The organism is Phocaeicola sp. GP0067 (genome assembly GCF_031119655.1).
Lineage (GTDB): Bacteria > Bacteroidota > Bacteroidia > Bacteroidales > Bacteroidaceae > Phocaeicola > Phocaeicola vulgatus.
Genome location: NZ_JAVHZY010000027.1, coordinates 1 through 19,187 on the forward strand (window position 1 = coordinate 1; position 19,187 = coordinate 19,187).

General features: G+C 41.6%; 19 protein-coding genes. 6 read left to right on the top strand and 13 right to left on the bottom strand.

The window, feature by feature from the left end:
* Window positions 1–271: 271 nt before the first annotated feature.
* From RE317_RS16990 to RE317_RS17020, 7 genes are read right to left on the bottom strand one after another with little or no spacing between them, the layout of a single operon-like run.
* Entirely contained in the window at window positions 272–613 is a 342-nt protein-coding gene (locus RE317_RS16990; RefSeq protein ID WP_005846452.1) for a DUF1622 domain-containing protein, read from the bottom strand.
* 51 nt (window positions 614–664) lie between these two features.
* Window positions 665–1,195, bottom strand: coding sequence for an alpha-ribazole phosphatase (gene cobC / locus RE317_RS16995; RefSeq protein WP_005846450.1), 531 nt, complete (start codon window positions 1,193–1,195; stop codon window positions 665–667).
* A complete protein-coding gene (locus tag RE317_RS17000; protein WP_005846448.1) occupies window positions 1,189–1,938 on the bottom strand; it encodes an adenosylcobinamide-GDP ribazoletransferase in 750 nt (249 codons plus the stop codon). Before RE317_RS17000 ends, cobC begins: the two co-directional genes overlap by 7 nt.
* 2 nt (window positions 1,939–1,940) lie before the next feature.
* Complete coding sequence (cobT, locus tag RE317_RS17005) at window positions 1,941–2,978, bottom strand: nicotinate-nucleotide--dimethylbenzimidazole phosphoribosyltransferase (RefSeq protein ID WP_005846445.1); 1,038 nt, start codon at window positions 2,976–2,978, stop codon at window positions 1,941–1,943.
* Between the two features lie 8 nt (window positions 2,979–2,986).
* Window positions 2,987–3,496: a bifunctional adenosylcobinamide kinase/adenosylcobinamide-phosphate guanylyltransferase gene (gene cobU / locus RE317_RS17010; RefSeq protein WP_005846444.1), complete on the bottom strand. Its 510-nt coding sequence runs from the start codon at window positions 3,494–3,496 to the stop codon at window positions 2,987–2,989.
* A gap of 4 nt (window positions 3,497–3,500) precedes the next feature.
* Window positions 3,501–4,025: an FHA domain-containing protein gene (locus RE317_RS17015; RefSeq protein ID WP_005846443.1), complete on the bottom strand. Its 525-nt coding sequence runs from the start codon at window positions 4,023–4,025 to the stop codon at window positions 3,501–3,503.
* 15 nt (window positions 4,026–4,040) lie between these two features.
* Window positions 4,041–5,171, bottom strand: coding sequence for an SPOR domain-containing protein (locus RE317_RS17020; protein ID WP_005846442.1), 1,131 nt, complete (start codon window positions 5,169–5,171; stop codon window positions 4,041–4,043).
* A gap of 118 nt (window positions 5,172–5,289) precedes the next feature.
* Here RE317_RS17020 and RE317_RS17025 point away from each other — a divergent pair, with 118 nt between their 5' ends.
* From RE317_RS17025 to RE317_RS17035, 3 genes are read left to right on the top strand one after another with little or no spacing between them, the layout of a single operon-like run.
* The gene (locus RE317_RS17025; protein WP_005846440.1) at window positions 5,290–6,603 is read left to right on the top strand and encodes a UDP-glucose/GDP-mannose dehydrogenase family protein; all 1,314 of its coding nucleotides are present in this window, start codon (window positions 5,290–5,292) and stop codon (window positions 6,601–6,603) included.
* Window positions 6,604–6,626: 23 nt separating this feature from the next.
* On the top strand, window positions 6,627–7,415 hold the full coding sequence (locus tag RE317_RS17030; protein ID WP_008669171.1) for a DUF4738 domain-containing protein: 789 nt from the start codon (window positions 6,627–6,629) through the stop codon (window positions 7,413–7,415).
* A gap of 49 nt (window positions 7,416–7,464) precedes the next feature.
* Complete coding sequence (locus RE317_RS17035) at window positions 7,465–7,740, top strand: hypothetical protein (protein ID WP_008669173.1); 276 nt, start codon at window positions 7,465–7,467, stop codon at window positions 7,738–7,740.
* A gap of 385 nt (window positions 7,741–8,125) precedes the next feature.
* On the opposite strand, the gene RE317_RS17040 is transcribed toward RE317_RS17035, so the two are convergent.
* A complete protein-coding gene (locus tag RE317_RS17040) occupies window positions 8,126–9,403 on the bottom strand; it encodes a DEAD/DEAH box helicase (RefSeq protein WP_008669174.1) in 1,278 nt (425 codons plus the stop codon).
* Window positions 9,404–9,423: 20 nt separating this feature from the next.
* Window positions 9,424–10,656 (bottom strand): phosphoserine phosphatase SerB, encoded by a 1,233-nt coding sequence (gene serB / locus RE317_RS17045; RefSeq protein ID WP_005842290.1) that lies wholly within the window; start codon window positions 10,654–10,656, stop codon window positions 9,424–9,426.
* 272 nt (window positions 10,657–10,928) lie between these two features.
* Between serB and RE317_RS17050 the strand changes: the two genes are divergently transcribed.
* Window positions 10,929–11,423: a thioredoxin family protein gene (locus RE317_RS17050; protein WP_005842288.1), complete on the top strand. Its 495-nt coding sequence runs from the start codon at window positions 10,929–10,931 to the stop codon at window positions 11,421–11,423.
* A 158-nt stretch (window positions 11,424–11,581) separates the two neighbouring features.
* On the top strand, window positions 11,582–12,202 hold the full coding sequence (locus RE317_RS17055; RefSeq protein WP_005842285.1) for an HAD family phosphatase: 621 nt from the start codon (window positions 11,582–11,584) through the stop codon (window positions 12,200–12,202).
* On the opposite strand, the gene RE317_RS17060 is transcribed toward RE317_RS17055, so the two are convergent.
* The 3 genes from RE317_RS17060 to lon are packed head-to-tail and all read right to left on the bottom strand — an operon-like array spanning window position 12,203 to window position 16,996.
* A complete protein-coding gene (locus tag RE317_RS17060) occupies window positions 12,203–13,375 on the bottom strand; it encodes an LptF/LptG family permease (RefSeq protein ID WP_005842283.1) in 1,173 nt (390 codons plus the stop codon).
* A 10-nt stretch (window positions 13,376–13,385) separates the two neighbouring features.
* The gene (gene tgt / locus RE317_RS17065) at window positions 13,386–14,516 is read right to left on the bottom strand and encodes a tRNA guanosine(34) transglycosylase Tgt (protein WP_005842281.1); all 1,131 of its coding nucleotides are present in this window, start codon (window positions 14,514–14,516) and stop codon (window positions 13,386–13,388) included.
* 2 nt (window positions 14,517–14,518) lie between these two features.
* Entirely contained in the window at window positions 14,519–16,996 is a 2,478-nt protein-coding gene (gene lon / locus RE317_RS17070; protein WP_005842279.1) for an endopeptidase La, read from the bottom strand.
* 181 nt (window positions 16,997–17,177) lie between these two features.
* Between lon and RE317_RS17075 the strand changes: the two genes are divergently transcribed.
* Entirely contained in the window at window positions 17,178–17,882 is a 705-nt protein-coding gene (locus RE317_RS17075; protein ID WP_005842277.1) for a tRNA1(Val) (adenine(37)-N6)-methyltransferase, read from the top strand.
* 80 nt (window positions 17,883–17,962) lie between these two features.
* On the opposite strand, the gene RE317_RS17080 is transcribed toward RE317_RS17075, so the two are convergent.
* Window positions 17,963–18,997 carry a diacylglycerol kinase family protein gene (locus tag RE317_RS17080; RefSeq protein ID WP_005853394.1) on the bottom strand — a complete coding sequence of 345 codons (1,035 nt, stop codon included), beginning with the start codon at window positions 18,995–18,997 and terminating at the stop codon, window positions 17,963–17,965.
* Window positions 18,998–19,187 lie beyond the last annotated feature (190 nt).

Below are 19,187 nucleotides of genomic sequence, written 5' to 3' on the forward strand. Positions count from 1 at the left end.
TACAAAAAAGCCAACTAATTCGCAATACTTTGTGTATGAATTAGTTGGCTGATTTTGTAATATTTAATGAATGTCCCTAACTATAAGATGGCTGGAGCTTTTAGACTGCTCCAACAAATCGGAGAGAACCTTGAAAACAATAAATGATATTCTTCTATTATTTAGTAAGTAAATCAAGATGTTTCTTTCATCGACAAAAATATGAAAGTATGCAATGTGTGTGCAACTTAAAAAGCCAATATGTATAAATGATTAGTTTTTCAGTGCTTTTTTATTTTTCTTCACTTTCCAATTCTTTTATCTCTTTATTGAGGAATACGGATAGGATGGTTCTTAAAACAACAATACCTCCCAATAGGGCCAATTCATTCAAAGTGGGCTCCAATACTGTTTTCAAAATATCCGAAGCTATCAGAAATTCTAAGCCAAGAAGCAGATAAGTTCCGAATGTAGCTCTTAATTTTCGTATATTGGTAATGGAATACCCTCCGGTAAAACGTCGTATTTCATTCTTCAAAAAAGAGATGATACCTATCAACGCTCCGTATGTGACAATCAAAAGGCTTGTCACACTTATAACAGCTGCTAATAAATCCAAGAAATGAGTAAGCATATTTATTTGTCTTTATGAATAGAACAAATAAATAAGCGATATGTTCTTACATCATGATAACTCTATCTTGACAATTCCTCCATAAGGAGTGAGTGCGCCAAACGCCTCTTCGGGTTTAATGATACCTGCATAAATCTGTGCGTTCAGTAAAATGCCGCCATGAGCAAAGATCGCGACTTGTTCATACGGTTTTTGGCGAAGTTCGTCTAGAAAATCGGCAACACGCCGGTATTGATCTTCAAAGGACTCTCCATTGGTCGCTTTTACATGCAGATAATCTGCATACCATCTTTCCAGATTAGCGTCGGCAATTTCATCGAACCGATGCATTTCCCAATCTCCGAAATTTAGTTCCTTTAGGCGGTCGTCCCGTTCTGCATCCGGGTAGCCGCAAAAGGTAGCCAGGCGTACACAACGGGTTAACGGGCTGGTATAAACCTTATCAAAAGATAAGCCTTGTAAATGGGCTGCCGTTTGAGTTGCCTCCATTTCAAAAGTCGGCTTTAAGGGTACATCCGTCTGTCCGTAACAAACGCCTTGCGGAACATCAACAGCAGTATGACGCATGAAGTATATTACCATAGATTTGTATAGATTAAGTTTATAGTCAGATAAAAAGAAAACTCACATAATAGGAAAGTCGCTCCGCAACAATCACCGGTATATCCTTGCAGGCGTCTGCGCATGAGTGACATTAAAAGGATGAACATCATAGCAGGAGCGATGGCTGCCCACCAGTATCCTTTATCCAGTAATAAAAGCATAGGTAGGGCTCCGGCCATAAAAGCGGATAATAAAACACCTGGGCTCATACGGTCATATATGACTTTTGCTTTCGATTCTTCTTCTTTACGGGCGTATGGAAGCGTGTTGATGATTTGTGCGGCACAAAACTTGCTCCAGGCATCTCCGCTTAATATGGCCGCACATGCCAAGGGTACAGAAAGTGTGGTGAGTATATTCCACATCAATCCATAATAGAATAATAATCCGAGCACTCCGTATGTGCCGATATGTGAATCCTTCATGATGGACAGAATCTTGTCACGTGATGTACCGCCCCCGAAGCCATCGCAGAAGTCTGCCAATCCATCTTCGTGTAAAGCACCTGTTACTAATAACCGGGCAGCCAACGCCATGAGCACAGCTATTTGTACAGGCAGAAATTCTGCTGTGATCCATAGAGTGCCTGCCATGATACCTCCTGTCAGCCATCCAACAAAGGGCCAGTAGTCCACTACTCGTTTAAAGTAAACAGGTGGTACGTCAGCTATTTTCCAAAACGGAAGGCGTGTGAAAAAAATGAGGGAGGCAAGCAGTTTCATGGTTAAAAATATTTAGTGATGGAGGCATGGGCGAAATTGTCCATCTCATTCATCATGTTTACAGAGGAAACAACGATGGGATAAGCGCATATCGCTCCTGTTCCTTCTCCCAAGCGCAGACCTAAATTTAATAAAGGGCGTACTTTCATGGCGTCCAATACTAGTTTATGACCGGTTTCATCTCCCTGATGTCCGAATATGGCATACGACAAAACTTCCGGATGAAGTTTTGAGGCGGCCAGTATGCAGTTGGTCATGATGAAGCCGTCTACCAGAATAATCATTCTTAATTCTGCCGCCCGGAGCATGCCGCCTATTGCCATAACCATTTCATATCCTCCGAACCAGGCGATGATATCTTTTGCAGAACCGTCACCGGCATAATGGTCAACCGATTGTTTCAATACATTGTATTTATGGCGGATGCCTTCTGAATCCAGTCCGCTTCCCGCACCTACACATTGCTCTAATGAAATACCTGTCAGCAAATGCATCCAGACAGAGGAAGGGGAGGTGTTGCCAATACCCATTTCGCCAAAACTGACCACATTGCAGCCGTCAGCATGAATCATATCCGTTATCTTTGCTCCACGTTCCAGGCATAATTCCATTTCTTCCATACTCATTGCAGGACCTTTTAGAAAACTGTGCGTGCCACGTCCTACGCTACAGTTGATAATGCCTTTCTCGTAAGGAAGATCGTAATCGACTCCTGAGTCTACTAATACAAGCTTAAAACCATGTTGGCGGCATAAAAAATTAACTCCGGCACCTCCATGTAAAAAATTACTTAGTTGTTGCCAAGTGATTTCTTTGGGAGACTTGCTTACCCCTTCTTCTACTATACCATGATCGGCTGCAAAAAGTACGTTGTGCGGATGGCTTAATGTAGGGGAGAGGGTTTGTTGGATTAATCCGATTTGCAATGCAAGGTCTTCCAGAACGCCCAATGAACCTTTGGGCTTTGTCAAATTGTTGATTTTGTCTATCAATGCCTCCCGAAGACCTTCATCGGGATACTCAATATGAAAGTTTTTCATTGTATTTATTATTTTATAGGAACAGGAATTCCCGATACCATCAAATATACTTGGTCTGCTTTTGAAGCTATATATTGATTCATCCAGCCCTGTAAATCTGTAAAGCGGCGTTGGATGGCGTTTTCGGATACTGCTCCGGAACCTATTTCATTGGTTACGAAAATAAAAGTGGCATCTTGCCGGATAAAATTATCAAACTCCTGTTTGACAGCCTGCAATGCAGCCTCTACATCCGCATCCAAATCAAAGAAAAAGTTGGTACACCATAAGGTGACACAGTCAATCAATACTACATTATCCTTTACTTGATGGCGGCTCAGTTCTTTTTCTTCTTCTATATTCGTCCATTCCGGTCCGCGCCTTTCTTGATGTTTGATAACGCGTTGGCGGAATTCTTCATCCCAAATACGGGAAGTAGCTATATAAACGGGAGTGGGTGATAAGCTTAATGCCAATTTCTCCGCGTATGAACTTTTTCCCGAACGTTGGCCTCCTGTGATTAAGATAATACGTCTCATTGTCTTACTTCTCGGTGGCACGCAGAATCAACGTAGTCGCACCTAATGTGATGATAGCGCCTTCCTCGATCCGTATCCGGTCCTTGTTCCCCAAAATCTCGTTCATCAGAAATGTTCCTGTAATGCTGTCATTATCACGCAGGGTATAAATGACTTCCCCTTGTTTGTTGCGTTTCACATTAATGATACAATGCCTTCTGTCCATGCTCGGATCTGATGTTTCGATGGGAATGTCCACTTCAGTGCCTTTGCTTCTGCGTCCTATCAGGTTGTCACCTTCCATCAGGGGTAATACTTGTTTGTATCCGAATACATTTTCTACTACCACGATACTTCCAAAATCCTCTTTATTGGCTTGTTCGTCCAATATTTCTTCTTTACGGGTTGCTTTCAGTTTGGATTTTCCGATACGGATACTGAATTGTTTTTTACAATGGTCGCATACAAAGACCAACGACTGGCCTTCTGTATATTTGGTTTCATCAAAAGTTATATAGTTGTCACATTTGGGACACAAAACTCTTTTCATAAAAAATAATCTTGTTTATTTGGAACTCAATATCCATGCATTCTTGAATGCATCATTTTGTTTCAGTTCATTTAATTTTTTATAAGCAGCGGCTTTATCTGCAAAGTTGCACAAAGACAGGCGATAACGTCCGTTACCTTCTATGATTGTTACATCCTTGTATCCTTTTTGCTTGTACTCATTAAGTACTTGCTGTGCGTCATTGGCTGTCGGTAAACTGGATACGATGATATAATACTTATTTTTTTTACTGCTCGAAGGTGTTGCTGTTTCTTTCTTCTCAAGGGCAGGTTTACTTACAGTAACAGGCTTGGCAACTGGCTGTTCTGTGCTGTTCAATTTTGCTGCAACAGTATTCTTGGGCACTGCTTCTTGTGCTTTTCCTACCTTTTCTACTTTTACAGTTACAGGTTTCAACGTGTTTTGATTATTTTTGATATTCGTCTTCTTGGGTTGCTGCGGTCTGGAAGGAACGGTTACCAAGGTCGTTGCCAAAGATTGGGAACGAATGGCGTCAAACAGACCATCCGTACCTAAAGAAGCATAATTACCTTTGTCCACATATGTGTTCTCTACCGGAACAGACAAGAAGAAAAATAAGACTACAGCTATAGCCACAGCTACTGCATTTCCTATCCACTGACGTTTGAAACGTACAGTTCTCTTCCTTTTTTCTTGTCGGGGAAGTAATTCTCTGGTTGCTGCAGATGTTGTTGAAGTAAGATATTCTAATCTGTTGATGGAAAACGAACTAAGCCCGTATAGGGTAGGTGATAATGCACCGTCCTCATTGGGATGGAACTCGTATGTGCTATGAATATTATAATGTAAGACCCCTATGCCATGCATTTCTGCACATCCATTTTGGTATAGTTGTTCTTTCAATCCGGCTACCTCTTCTTCTATCATGCGTGTGGCATCAGGAAAATCGGTGTGATGGGCTTGCATATACGATTGAACTAATAAACCATCGTTTATAGTCAATTGGGGATTGAAACCAATAGTACGTACAGGGGGAAGATAAAGATTTTCTTCCTTGATATACCGTGCCGGTTGATAGTGCGCTATAAAACCGCCAAAGTCTGGAATAATCACACAGTCATTTTCCAGTAACAGAATTTCTATATGTCTAGCCAATTCAATCATATCGCAAAATTAGCATTTTTATTCCGTTTCAGCGCAACTTTTATGGAAGAAAATAACAACTCACTCATAATTTATTGTAATTTTGCAGCGAAAAAGTTAGACTAACGAATTAAATAAAATGAATATAGCGATTGTAGGAACCGGGTATGTAGGACTTGTTACCGGAACATGTTTTGCCGAAACTGGCGTAGACGTAACTTGTGTAGATGTAAATGCGGATAAGATTGCTAATCTGCAACAGGGTATTATTCCTATTTATGAACCGGGATTGGAAGATATGGTCTTGCGTAATGTAAAGGCTGGACGTCTTCATTTCACCACCTCTTTAGAGAGTTGTCTGGACAATGTGGATATTGTGTTCAGTGCTGTGGGCACTCCTCCCGATGAAGACGGAAGTGCCGATTTGCGTTATGTGCTTGAAGTTGCCAAGACGATTGGTGCTAATATGAAGAAATACACCTTGGTCGTGACCAAGAGTACGGTGCCCGTGGGTACGGCCCGGAAAGTAAAAGCGGCTATCCGGGAGGAATTGGAGAAAAGAGGGGAGTCGATAGATTTCGATGTGGCTTCTAATCCGGAATTCTTGAAAGAAGGTAATGCTATCGATGACTTTATGAGTCCGGACCGTGTGGTAGTGGGCGTAGAGTCGGAAAGGGCTAAAAAACTGATGACCAAGCTTTATAAACCTTTCATGCTGGTTAACTTCCGCGTTATCTTCATGGATATTCCTTCTGCCGAGATGACCAAGTATGCGGCAAACTCCATGTTGGCCACCCGTATCAGCTTTATGAACGATATTGCCAACTTGTGCGAACTGGTGGGAGCTGATGTAAATATGGTACGTGACGGAATAGGTTCCGACAGTCGTATCGGGCGTAAGTTCTTGTATCCGGGATGCGGTTATGGTGGATCTTGTTTCCCGAAAGATGTGAAGGCGTTGATTAAGACTGCCGAGCAGAATGGTTATTCCATGCAGGTGTTGAAAGCGGTGGAAGATGTGAACGAGAATCAGAAAGGCATTTTGTTCGAGAAACTGGTAAAAGTATTCAATGGAGATTTGAAAGGCAAAACAGTGGCTTTGTGGGGACTTGCATTCAAGCCCGGTACGGACGATATGCGTGAGGCTCCGGCTTTGGTACTTATTGAGAAATTGAAACAGTCGGGTTGCAATGTCCGCGCATACGATCCTGCTGCTATGGATGAGTCCCGCCGCCGGATAGGAGAGTCGGTTTATTATGCGCACGATATGTATGATGCGGCTCTTGATGCGGATGCGTTGATTCTGGTAACCGAGTGGAAAGAGTTCCGTCTTCCTACCTGGGGAGTAATCAAGAAGGCGATGAAGCAGCCTGTAGTGCTTGACGGACGAAATATTTATGATGGTGACGAACTACAGGAAATGGGGTTTGTTTATCATTGCATCGGTCGATAAATAAAAAAATAGAGAGAATAACCATGTACAAACGTTTTTCGATAATAATGTTGGCTGTTGCGCTGTCTTCTTGTGGAACTCCGCAACAAAAAGCATCCGCTCTGGAAGAAAACAAGGAGGCAAAATCTTTGTTGGAAGGTATATGGTTGGACGATAATACGGAAACGGCATTACTGAGGGTGAAAGGCGATACCCTGTTTTATGCAGATGCCGCTACGGCTCCCGTTGCTTTTAAAATTATAGGCGATTCGTTGATTACGTATGGTGCACGGACTAATGGTTATAAGATTGAGAAGCAGGGGGAGCATATTTTTTGGTTTCATTCGGCTGTGGGAGATGTGATACGCCTGCATAAGTCTGATGCGGAGAATGATTTTCTGGCATTTATCCATACTCGGGAAATCCCTGTTTATAACGAAGTTATTAAGAAAGATTCGGTGGTGACATACGATAATGTCCGTTATCGCGGATATGTGTACATTAACCCGTCAAAGATTAAAGTAATGCGTCCGGGAGTTTCGGAGGAAGGACTTGGGGTGGATAATGTATATTATGACAATATCATACACATTTGCGTGTATGAAGGCAGGAAGAGTCTTTATGCCAAAGATATCACCAAGCAGATGTTCAAGGGGGTGGTTCCGGATGATTTCTTGCAATGGGCTATATTGTCGGATATGGATTTTATGGGTGTCGATTCGAAAGGGTATCATTATCAGGCCACGGTGTGCATACCTGACGGCGCGTCTTGTTATATGGTCAATATCACTGCCGGCAAGGATGGAGGACTTGCATTCGAGTTGGTAAGGTAGTCGTGGCTATGTCATTTTTTTATTTCGCGATTACTATTTGGTCGCTATCATGCTCTATAGAGAATACCCTGAAAAATCCTTCAAAAGCTTCAGCCTGCTCGCAAATGCCCTGCCCATCGGTATTCCGGCTGAAGGATTGGGCTTGGGAATTCTTCAGCCGGAGATTGGAATCCTTCAGCCGGATTGGTATTCTTCCGATTCTTGGGGAATTGGTTTTCCTGAAGGATATTTTTCGGCTGAAACATTTCACAATGCATATCCTTCAGCCGGAATGCCGATGGGCAGGGCGTTTGTGGAGTGGCTGAAAGATCTGAAGGAAAAATAAGGCGTTTCGGCATGTAGATGCCGTTATGGAAAAAACAACAGGTCAAATTTTAAAAAGCTCTTGTTCTTTCAATGAAAACGTCCTGTTCTTTTTTTTAAAGACCTTGTTCTTTTCAGAAAAGAACAGGACGTTTGAGAGGTTAGTAACGTACATGCCGGAAGGTTAGTAACGTGTCACCCCATACGTTACTAATGTGTGGGGTGTAAGGTTAGTAATGTTACAGGTGAAAGATTATATATCCTACAAGCAATACATATAATGGATGTTTGTGATTGCCTCGCATCTATTTTGCAGATGAGCCATGAAGTGACCCTCTCCATAAAATAAAATTGGAGGAAAACAAGTCCGTCTTCCTCCAATGGTTTTTAGATATCATCTCTTCCGTCTATTCTTTTGGGGTGTTTCTTCTATTATTGGCATTGGGCTTGCCCGTACTGTTCTTTTTCCCCTTATAATTGCCTTGTTTTCTGGAGCCTCCACCTTTGTGATTGCTACGACCGGCGCCACTTCGCGGGTTGTATTCGGGCGCTTCTCCCAATTCCTCGGGAACCGGGATTTTATAGATGTTCCTACCCAGGAAATTTTCAATAGCTTTGAATTGGGTCTGCTCTTTCTCACTGACAAAAGTAATGGCGCAACCATCATGGTTGGCACGAGCTGTACGGCCGATGCGGTGTACATAATCCTCGCTGTCATGTGGTACATCGTAGTTGATTACCAAACGAATATCGTCAATGTCTATTCCTCGCGAAACAATATCGGTAGCAATCAGAATATTGATTCTGCCACTTTTAAATTCACGCATAATCTGTTCCCGTTGGGACTGCTCCAAGTCTGAGTGCATTTCACCTACGTTCAGTTTCATCCGCTTGAATGCTTGTGTCACCTCCTTTACTTTCAATTTGGAAGAGGCAAAGATAATGACACGTTCGGGTGTTTGATCCTGGAAAAGGGATTGAATAATTCCCAATTTCTGGCGTTCATAACAGATATAAGCCGTTTGGATAATCTTTTCCGCAGGTTTTGAAACCGCTAATTTTATTTCTACCGGATTGTTTAAGATCGTTTTTGCCAATTGTTGTATTTTAGCCGGCATAGTGGCCGAGAACATGATGGTCTGACGTTCTTTCGGCAGATATTTCACTATTTGCATAATGTCATCCGAGAATCCCATATCCAGCATACGGTCCGCTTCATCAAGAATAAAGAAAGAAACTTTAGACAAGTCTACGTAACCTAGGCTGAGATGACTTATCAGACGTCCCGGAGTAGCAATGACTACATCGGCCCCCAAAGTTAAACCTTTCTTTTCTTGCTCGAAGCGCACACCATCGTTTCCTCCGTAAACAGCCACGCTGGATGCCGGTAGAAAATAAGAGAAACCTTCCATTTGCTGGTCTATCTGTTGCGCTAATTCGCGTGTGGGTGACATGATCACACAATTGATGGCATCTTCCGGATATCCGCCTTTGCTTAATTGATTAAGAACGGGCAAAAGGTATGCGGCAGTCTTGCCGGTTCCGGTCTGTGCCACTCCGATCAAATCTTTTCCTTCAAGAATGACCGGTATGGTATGTTCTTGTACAGGAGTGCATTCTTCAAATCTCATGGCATCTAATGCCTGAAGCACCCCTTCTTCTAAATTTAGTTCTGAAAATTTCATATATATAGTTACTTCTTTCTTTAGAGTTTGCCGCGTTCTTCCAGGTAAGAGTCCTTGAAGCCCAGGAAATAGAGGACGCCGTCCAATCCGATCGTATTAATGGACTGTTGTGCGTTAGCCACTACTTTGGGTTTTGCATGGAATGCTATACCCAGACCGGCTTCGGACAACATGGGCAAGTCATTCGCTCCGTCTCCTACAGCAATAGTTTGTGCTATGTCCACACGTTCTACTTGAGCGATCAGTTTCAGCAGTTCGGCTTTACGTTTTCCGTCAACTACATCTCCCAGATATCTTCCGGTTAATTTGCCATTTACTATTTCCAGTTCATTGGCATATACGTAATCTATGCCGAATTTATCTTTCAGATAATTGCCGAAATAGGTGAATCCACCGGATAGGATGGCTATTTTGTAACCATATCTTTTCAACACGAACATCAGACGTTCCACACCTTCGGTGATGGGAAGGTTTTCTGCGATTTCTTTCATTACGCTTTCATCCAGTCCTTTCAGCAAAGCCACCCGTTCTGTGAAGCTTTCTATGAAATCAATTTCTCCACGCATGGCGCGTTCTGTGATTTCTCGTACTTGGTCACCCACACCGGCGCGTTCGGCTAATTCATCTATACACTCTGTCTGTATCAATGTGGAATCCATATCGAAACAAATCAAGCGTCGCATACGCCGGTACATATTGTCCAGCTGGAAAGAAAAGTCCATTTCCAGGTCACTGCTCAGTTTCATTAACGCCTGTTGCATCTCTTCCCTTTGGCGGGGGGTGCCACGGACGGAGAATTCGATACAAGCCCGTACATTCGCTTTTCGTTCATCCAATGGAATACGCCCTGTAAGACGTTTGATAGCATCAATATTCAAACCTTGTTCCGCCAATATTCCTGTGACTGCCGCGATTTGTTTGGCTGTCAGCTTGCGTCCCAGTAAAGTCAGGATGTACCGGTTCTTGCCTTGCATGTTTACCCATTCCTCATATTCTTCCACAGTAACGGGATAGAAACGGATATTGATGCCTAATGCGGAAGCTTTAAATAGCAACTCTTTCATGATATTCCCTGAATCTTTTTCCTGGCTTTTGAATAAAATGCCTAATGACAGGGTGCTATGAATATCGGCCTGGCCAATATCCAAAATGGTAACATCATATTTTGACAAAATTTCCGTAATGGAAGCGGTTAATCCCGGCCGGTCAAGACCGGTAATTCTGATTAAAATAAGTTCAGTATTATTATTCATACTTTGTGGTTGCTATTTACAGATTGCAAAAGTACGTAAATAAATCCTTATCAGCTATATTTTCTGCATTCTTTTTTCTCGATGAAAAGGACGATTTTATGCTATATAACATATTTTTTGAGAAAAAATCTTGGAGTTAATTTCAAAACTCCTTACCTTTGTCGCAGATTTCCAATTTAAATGGTATTGATTATCAGTACTAAAGATAATGTTCCGGGTGGAAATCACTGTTTAAGGGCAGTCTCGGATAGTATTAACTAAGATCGAATTACATGATTAAAAATGTAAAGTGGATTTTTGTTGTATTAATTATTAGTTCCTTGATTTCATTCTCTTTTGTAGGGAAAAACACGCCGACAGAAGGCTTGACCATAGGAGACAAGGCTCCTACATTTACTATCTGTGGCGAAAAGCAGTTGATTGACTTGAAGGATTTAAGAGGTAAATATGTACTGCTAAGTTTTTGGGCCAGCTATGATGCTTTGTCAAGGATGCAGAATGCTACTTTGAATCATGCCGTCGCGCAGGCCGACAATGTAGAAATGGTTTCCGTTTCATTTGATGAATACAAGTCGATATTTAACGAGACCATTAAAAAAGACCAGATTTCAACTTCTAATTGTTTTGTGGAATTGGCTGGTGTTTCATCGGATCTATATCAGACTTATCGCTTGAAAAGAGGCTTTAAGAACTTTTTGTTAGATGAAAATGGTGTTATCGTTGCCAAGGATGTCACCGTATCCGAACTCTCTTCTTATTTGAATTGAGAGAACATTTCCGAAAGGAAGAAAAATACAACAAAAATAATTACCGTGGATTCTCAATGGAATCTGCGGTTTTTTTTGCTATATGGTATTTTATTGACTTACATCATTTACCATTCACAATCAAATGCCTACCTTTACAGCGGATAAATAAAAAGATTATGAAACAGATTAAGAATATTGTGTTTGATTTCGGCGGGGTTGTCATTGGCCTTGATCGTGAACAGGCTGTAAAGGCATTTGAGCGGATAGGAGTGAGGGAAGCGGACAGTTTATTAGGGAAATACCACCAGCAGGGGATTTTTCAGGAAGTAGAAAATGGAAACATAGATGCTGAGACTTTTCGCTGTGAGTTGAGTAAAATCTGCGGGAAAGAATTGACTTATCAAGACGTGGAAAATGGGTGGAAAGGATTTGTTACGGACGTGCCGCAATATAAATTGGATTACCTGAATGAGCTTCGTAAGAAGTACAAGGTATATATATTGAGCAACACCAATCCTTATGTGATGGGATGGGCGAGGAGCAATGCATTTACTTCTGCGGGAAAGCCATTGGACGCTTATGTTGACAAGATTTATACTTCCTACGAAGCCGGTTCCACCAAGCCGGATCCTGGCATCTTTAACTATATGATCAAAGATAGTAAACTGAATCCGGCTGAAACAATATTTGTAGATGACGGTGCGGCCAATATTGTTATTGGTAAAGAACTGGGCTTTATTACGATGCAACCGGAGAACGGCGAGGATTGGCGTCAAAAACTAGAAAAGCTCCTATGATTATTTAGGAGCTTTTCTGTATAAATAGATAGCAATAAATGTGTAAAGTATATTAGGAATCCATACCGCTATAATAGGAGGGGTGTTTCCGTTGACAGCAAAGGTTGCTGACACTGTTTGGAACAAAATGTATGAAAAACTAAGTGCTAACCCTACTCCTAAATGCAGTCCCATTCCTCCTTTCATTTTTCTGGATGATAAGGAAACACCAATGGTTGTCAAGATAAAAGCGGCAAAGGACATGGCTATACGTTGGTAATATTCAATTTCAAATTCCTTTATGTTGGCGAACCCACGTCTTTTCTGCTTGTCTATATATTCTTTCAGTTCAGGGCTTGTCATGGTTTGTTGCTGCCCTTTCATAATCAGAAAATCTTGAGGCTCCATTTTAATGATCGTATCCAAACGGTCACCCCGAGTGATTTTCTCACGCATACCTTCCATCTCACGTATCATATAGTTCTTGATTGTCCATTTGTGTACAGATGCTGTATCATAAGTGACACTTCGGGCAGTAAGGTGGGCAACCAGTTTCTTGTCATCAAACTTGTCTAAAGAGAAACGGTATCCCGTTTTATTATAATTTTCATAACGTTCTATGTAGGCAATGACCCCGCTGTCTACTTCCAGTTGCACATTCCGCACATATTCCTGTTTCTTTTTTTTCTTATAACGGTCCTCAAAATCCAAACGGGTTACATTTCCCTTAGGTATGACGTATGCTCCCAGTCCGAAAGTAACAACGGAAATGATTGCGGCCGAAATCATATAGGGCCGCATCATTCGTTTAAAACTCATTCCGGTGGAGAACATGGCAATGATTTCCGAGTTTTCTGCCAGCTTGGAAGTAAAGAAGATAACAGCGATAAAGACAAACAAGGGGCTGAACAGATTGGAGAAGTAGGGGATGAAGTTCATGTAATAATCAAATACAATCGCTTTCAGCGGAGCTTTGTTATTGATGAACCTGTCTATATTTTCGTTCACATCAAATACTACTGCAATGGAGATAATCAATGCAATAGCGAAAAAGTAGGTTCCCAGAAACTTCTTAATGATATATATGTCCAGTCTTTTCACCCATTTATCCAGTTTCAGCCAACTGATATTCGGCTTCCACCATTTTTTATCCTTTGGGGATGAATCTGTGTTTGTCTTGAACCAATTCTTCATTTCTAGTAATTTATAATCTTGTAGATAAGCGTTTTACCATCATTGGTTTCCACGTAGAGAAATCTCCTGCAATGATGTGTTTACGGGCCTCGCCTGCTAGCCACAGATAGAATGCCAAGTTGTGGATAGAAGCGATTTGCATGGCCAGCAGTTCTTGTGCGTGGAACAGATGGCGCAAGTAAGCACGGCTGTACATGGTATCTACATACGATGCTCCTTCGGCCTCGATAGGAGAATAATCATCCTCCCATTTCTTGTTGCGCATGTTCATTATGCCGTTTTTAGTGAATAACATTCCATTGCGTCCGTTCCGGGTCGGCATTACACAATCAAACATATCTACACCGCGTTCTATACCCTCCAGTATATTTACCGGTGTACCGACTCCCATCAGATAGCGGGGCTTGTCTTTGGGTAAGATTTCATTGACAACCTCTATCATTTCGTACATTTTCTCGGTTGGCTCACCTACGGCTAGGCCACCGATGGCATTTCCGTCAGCTCCCTTGGAGGCAATATATTCCGCTGATTGTTTGCGTAAGTCGGGATAGACACAGCCTTGTACTATGGGAAATAATGACTGTTGATAACCATATTTGGGATCGGTTTCGTTGAAATGCTTTATGCAACGGTCCAGCCAACGATGGGTAAGCTGCATTGATTTTTTTGCGTATTCATAATCTGCGGTTCCCGGAGTACATTCGTCAAAAGCCATCATGATATCTGCACCGATAGTCCGTTCTATGTCCATCACCCGTTCAGGAGTGAACAGGTGTTTCGAACCGTCTATATGTGAGCGAAATTCCACACCTTCTTCTCTCATTTTGCGGATACCTGATAAGGAGAATACCTGAAAACCACCACTGTCAGTCAGCATAGGACGGTCAAAGCCGTTGAATTTATGCAGACCTCCGGCACGTTCTATTATATCCAGTCCCGGTCGTAAATACAGGTGGTAAGTGTTGCCCAGGATTATCTGTGCTTTAATGTCCTCTTTCAACTCATGTAAATGCACGCCCTTCACCGTTCCCAATGTGCCTACAGGCATAAAGATGGGGGTTTCTATTTGCCCGTGGTCAGTTGTTATCAATCCGGCACGGGCATTCGATTTGGGGTCTGTATATTGTAAGTCAAAAGTCATATTTATTTCTTTTCTTCTGTTTTTTGATTGGTAATATTAAAATCAATGGCATCGTTTACTTTTTCATTGGTGAGAGCCAAAGCCAATACTTCCTTAATATCCGTGACATAATGGAATGTCAGTCCTTCTAGATACATCGGCTGAATTTCTTCAATGTTCTTGCGGTTTTCCTCACATAAAATGATGTCTTTGATTCCGGCGCGTTTAGCGGCTAGGATCTTTTCTTTGATACCGCCTACGGGCAGGACTTTTCCACGTAATGTGATCTCGCCTGTCATTGCCAGATTTGCTTTCACTTTACGCTGGGTGAGGGCGGATGCCAATGAAGTCACCATGGTGATACCGGCTGACGGACCATCTTTAGGGATGGCTCCTTCAGGTACATGGATGTGGATATTCCAATTGTCAAAGATATCTTCCTGTAAATTCAGCAGTTTGGTATGTGCCTTGAGATATTCCAAAGCCAGCATGGCCGACTCTTTCATTACGTCACCCAAGTTCCCGGTCAATGTCAGTTTACCGCCTTTTCCTTTGCTTAAACTGGTTTCTACAAACAAAATTTCACCTCCGACAGCTGTCCACGCCAGCCCTGTGACAACACCGGCGTATTCATTTCCTTGGTATTTGTCGCGGCTATATTCTGGCGTGCCCAGATATTTGCGTACATCGGCAGGTTTTATTTCATGCATCACTTCATAGCCGTCACGTGCAAATTCCAACGCTATTTTACGCATTACCTTGTTTATCTTCTTCTCAAGTTCGCGCACCCCGCTTTCACGAGTATAATTTTCTACAATACATTCCAAGGCAGCTTTAGAGAACTTCACATATTCTTTTTTAATGCCGTTGGCTTCCAGTTCTTTGGGAACAAGATGCCGGCGGGCTATTTCTACTTTTTCTTCTGTGATATATCCGCTGACCTCTATCAACTCCATACGGTCCAGCAGAGCAGGAGGGATGGTGCTCAAATTGTTTGCCGTAGCGATGAACATTACTTTAGACAAGTCGTAATCTACATCCAAATAGTTATCGTGGAAAGTGTTGTTCTGTTCGGGATCAAGCACTTCCAGCATAGCGGAACTGGGATCTCCGCGGTGGTCACTGCCCAGTTTGTCTATTTCGTCCAAAATGATAACCGGATTAGAGGACTCGGCTTTTATCAAACTTTTGATGATACGGCCCGGCATGGCACCGATATAAGTTTTACGATGGCCACGGATCTCGGCTTCGTCATGCACACCACCCAATGACATACGTACATATTTACGTTTCAATGATGCCGCTATGGAACGTCCTAAAGAAGTTTTACCGACTCCCGGAGGACCATAAAGGCAGATGATGGGTGATTTCATATCACCTTTTAGTTTCAGCACTGCTAAATGTTCAAGGATACGCTCCTTTACTTTCTCTAGTCCGTAGTGGTCTTTGTTCAATGTCTTTTCGGCATTACTTATATTCAGGTTGTCAGTGGTAAAGACATTCCAAGGTAATCCTAACAGGGTTTGCAAATAGGTAAGTTGCACATTGAAATCCGGTGATTGGGAATTTGTCCTTTCCAATTTGGAAACTTCTTTTTCAAAGAGTTCTGCCATTTCCGGACTCCATTTCTTGGTTTTTCCTTTTTGGCGGAGTTCATCTATTTCATCTTCCTGTCCGGCACCCAGTTCATCCTGTATGTTTTTAATTTGTTGCTGCAAGAAATATTCGCGTTGCTGACGGTCAATATCTTCGCGTGTACGCATTTGAATGCTTTGTTTGATATCAGCCAATTGTACTTCACGATTTAAGATCTTGACCAGCATATACAGGCGGCTTTGCAAATCGCCAGCTTTTAGCAATTTTATCTTTTCTTCTACCGGAATAGGGAAGTTTGCACAAATGAAATTTACCAAAATTTCCGGATTGTCCAAGTTCTTGATTGCAAAAACCGTATCCGGACTCATCTTCTCGGAAGCCTCTATGAACTTACTCGTCAAATCCTTGCAGGTGTCAATCAATGCTTTGAATTCGTCCGTTTCCAGTTGGTCATTTGCCTCCGGAATAGGAGTCACCATCCCTTTCAAATATGGAGACGTTTTGGTGATACTGTCCAAATGTACTTTGGGCCCGTTTGACTGCATAATTACTGTGGTATTTCCACCTGGCATTTCGAATACACGGAGAATCTTCCCGATAACTCCTACATGGTACACATCATTAAAACCGGGATCGTCCATATCTCCCTGTATCTGACAAACTACCGCTATGGGAAGTTTTTTCTTGTATGCAGCATTTATCAATTTCAATGTGCTGGGGCGTCCAATGGTCACAGGCATTACTACAGATGGAAACATTACCATGTTGCGTAAAGGCATAACAGGTATTTCTTTATTAAATTCCATAGCAGTTACTTCATCCGGATCCGTTTGGATTTCAGCTAACATAGAGATGTCATCGTTATCAGTATTCAACAAAATATCCTCTTTCTTATTCCTCTTCATAATTTATTCCTCTTGTGTTAAATTGAGCCCAATGCCCAAAACGGGGACAAAGTTAATCATTCCTTGTCGAATAAGGAAAATTCATGGGAACTAATTGAGTTTTAAAAATCAAATATTTCCTAATAATTGGAGTAATTAAATGGATTTTCCTATTTTTGACAGCTAATTTAATAAATATAGTATGCCAAATCCTTATTTTTCTTTTAAGCAATTTACTGTTTATCATGATAGATGTGCCATGAAGGTTGGTACGGACGGAGTTTTATTGGGAGCTTGGGCCGATGTGGTTTCCGCCCGTAATATTTTAGATATTGGTACTGGAACCGGATTGATTTCTTTGATGATGGCACAGCGGTGCAATGCCCGGATAAGAGCGGTTGATATAGATGCGGATGCTGTGGAACAGGCTCGTGGAAATGTGGCGGCATCTCCGTGGCAGGATAGGATAGAAGTGGAGTTGCAGGATATTTGTCATTTTACATCGGAAACACTCTTTGATGTCATTGTTTCCAATCCTCCTTATTTTACCGATTCATTGAAATGCCCAGGGAAACAGCGTAATATCGCCCGGCATACAGATTTTCTTGATTTTGACAAATTAGCAGGATCTGCAGCCCGTTTGCTTCATCCCGAAGGCGTTTTTTCTGTGATTATTCCTGCTGATGGTAAAGAATCTTTTTTGATGGCTGCCACTCGTTACGGATTACATCTCTCACATCAGACTTTCATTCATACAAAACCTGGATCGGAGCCCAAACGGGTGCTGCTTGCTTTCAAATTCTCTGTGGATAAGTGTGTTATAGACGATTTGACCATCGAATTATCACGTCATGTGTATAGTGAAGAATATATAGCCTTGACTAAAGAATTCTATCTGAACATGTAGAGAGCGGATTATTCTGAACATCATAAAGAAACTGTTTTTATTTGCAGAGTCTTTACTGATGTTCAGAAAAAAGATATTTTTTATTGTTTTTTGGATAGACGACGCAATAAACTTTTGTTAAGTTCAAATAAATGGCTGTGCCGGAAAGCAAAAGTTTCAGCTTTAGGTTTCATACCACTGAATATTTCGGATATTTGCTGTAAGAGACTAAAAGGTTCGTTCTCTTTTTTTTTATCAGAAACAATGATGTTGAGTCCGTGTGGAATCAATTCTACCTCAATATCTTTTCCTCCCATGATCGGATCTCCGTCATAATGCATAACTCCGGGTTTTGAACGATGTATTTTAATCTTTTTAGTACGGAATGTCTTGATCCGGCTGTTTTGGTCTATGGTTTTGTTGAAAAGTTGAAAAGATAAAGAAGGAACATCCAGCACTGTGAACGGCTCTAATATTGTGACATCCATCAACCCATCGGTTAACGAGGCCTGTGGAGCAATATATGCGTTGTTCCCATATTGGGAGGCATTGCCGCAGGCTATCAGGAAAGCTTTGTATTTTACCGTTCCTTCTTCATTTTCTATTTCATAAGTTTCAGGTTTGTAACTCAGACTTTCATGCAAGGTATTTTCCAGATAGGTTAGTAGTCCGCGTTTACCTGAATCAGCAAACTTTAAGCTGACAAACGCGTCAAAACCTACTCCGCATGTGCAGAAAAAGGGTATATTGTTTATTTTTCCGTAATCAATACAGGCAACAGAACTTTCGTTTATAATGTCAATAGCAGCCTTGGGTTCCAAAGGAATTTGTAAATGCCGTGCCAGTCCGTTTCCCGATCCGCAAGGTATAATGCCTAATGCCGTATCCGTATGTATCAATGCACGTCCTATTTCGTTTATAGTTCCATCTCCTCCAATAGCCACTACTATATCTACTTTCTCTTTGGCAGCTGTAGCCGCAATCTTTTCAGCATGGCCGGCATATTGTGTTTTGACAATCGTATAATCATAAAGTGTACGGTTTATACGTTCGTCAATCCATTTTAATATGGCTCTTTTCCCCTGTGTCCCCGAGATAGGATTAACGACAAATACAATTTTCTTTTTCGTGGTCATACTTTTACTTTGGTAGTTTAGCTCTTTATTAAACGCAAAAGTAATACATTTTGTTTATAACTGCCCTAAATCCTAAAAGTTTTGATGCCCCTAAATATTTTTTTTGAAAAAAAGTACAATCGGTTGTAGAATTTACTATCTTTGCAGCCTGTTTTGACGGGAACACCTTGAAAACAGAATGTATTAGTGA